We start from the raw sequence: 1,534 nt of genomic DNA, 5'->3' as shown, positions 1-1,534 counted from the left end.
CTTGATCAGCTTCGGACGGATGGCATGTATGTACTCATAAAACAACAACACCTGGTTGGCTTTTAATGGCAGTGCTCTTGCACTCGTTTTAGTAGTAGCCCTGATGTATACCGTGGCTGCTGTAAGGTCTATATCTTCTACCCTCACTGCTGCTATTTCCTGTGGCCATAAGCCCTGGTAGATAAGTAAACCCACCAATACTTTATTGCGATAACCCCATTTGTAATAAGGCTCTCTGCGCTCCAGCATCGCTTCCAGTTCTGCCGCAGTAAACAGATCCTGTAATTGAACATCACTATGCATCCTGTCCTTTAAACGTATTGCTTTGGCCGGATTGTCCTTACGCATTCCTGTGTGGCACAGGTAACTGTAATACGCTTTGATCGCACATACAGCACCTCTTATTGTAGATGCATTGCTGTACCTGCTTCTTAAGGCACCGATATAAGCCGTAATGTCTTTGTACATGGCCTGCTCCGCACCACTTTGATGCAATAGGTAAGCCGCAATATCGCGGCTGTATTCTCTTACAGTACCAGCTGCATAATACTGCCTCAGGTACCGCTGTAATCCACTTTCCATATTACAATGATTTTAATTGTGCTGTCCTGGCTCTCGCATACACTTGTGTGGTATCTAAACTGCTGTGCCCTAAAAAATCTTTTACATAGAGCATGCTCATACCGCCCTGCACCAGATCTGTGGCAATAGAGTGGCGCAGGTGGTGCAGTGTGATACCTTCCGGCAGTGCTGCATCCGCACACCTGGCCATGATCTTTTTAAACAAGGTCTGGTAACTGCTGCCGCTCATGCGCATGCCACGGCTGCCCAGCATAAACGCCGGTTCATCACTTAAGCGTAAGGGCTTTGTATGGCAGCGCTGGTTTGTATAATAGTTCTCCAGGTCATGGGCAACTCTCTCGGTCAGTGGTATTACCCTTCGCTTGCCGCCCTTGCCTTCTCTCACATAGAGTAGTTGCTGTTTAAAATGGATATCCCTCGTGTCCAGCCCCGTAGCTTCGCTTCTGCGCAGTCCGCAACTGTAAAAAAGATGCAGCACTGCTAACTCCTGTAAACTTCTTGCCGCTGCAAACAAAGCTTCCACCTGCTCCCTGCTCAACGGCTCTCTTCTGTTTTTATGGTGCTGTTTGAACTTAATGCCACTGATGGGATTGTAACCTATCTGCTCTGTTTGTTCCAGCCACGAAAAAAAATGTTGCAGTGCATATACATAATGCGCTATCGTGCTTTCGCTTAAACCACTGCTGCCCCTGCGTTTGCCGGGGCACTCATACAGCCACTCGTAAAAATTCTTTATCTGCCCTTGTGTGATCTCTGTAACATCCGTTACCTGACAGTATGCTAACAACGCACCGGCTTGTGCACACAAGCACTGCCGGGTCTTGTTACCATAACCCAACTGGTATAAATAATCGCCAAACTGGTCTATGATCTCCTGCATGTCTATGATGTATTTAAAAGTGGGGGTAGCACATTTTTATGGAACACGGAACGCCAGGCCTTTTTTCCAGTG

At 47.3% G+C, this 1,534-nt stretch carries 2 protein-coding genes; both read right to left on the bottom strand.

Going from position 1 to position 1,534, the window contains the following annotated elements:
- A partial coding sequence (locus tag BLU98_RS17470) for a tyrosine-type recombinase/integrase (RefSeq protein ID WP_092727081.1) occupies positions 1-582 on the bottom strand: 582 nt, incomplete at its 3' end.
- Between the two features lies 1 nt (position 583).
- Positions 584-1,462 carry a tyrosine-type recombinase/integrase gene (locus BLU98_RS17465; RefSeq protein WP_092727080.1) on the bottom strand — a complete coding sequence of 293 codons (879 nt, stop codon included), beginning with the start codon at positions 1,460-1,462 and terminating at the stop codon, positions 584-586.
- Positions 1,463-1,534 lie beyond the last annotated feature (72 nt).

Source organism: Hydrobacter penzbergensis (assembly GCF_900106985.1).
GTDB classification, from domain to species: Bacteria; Bacteroidota; Bacteroidia; order Chitinophagales; family Chitinophagaceae; genus Sediminibacterium; species Sediminibacterium magnilacihabitans.
This window is presented reverse-complemented; position numbering and strand designations above follow the sequence as displayed.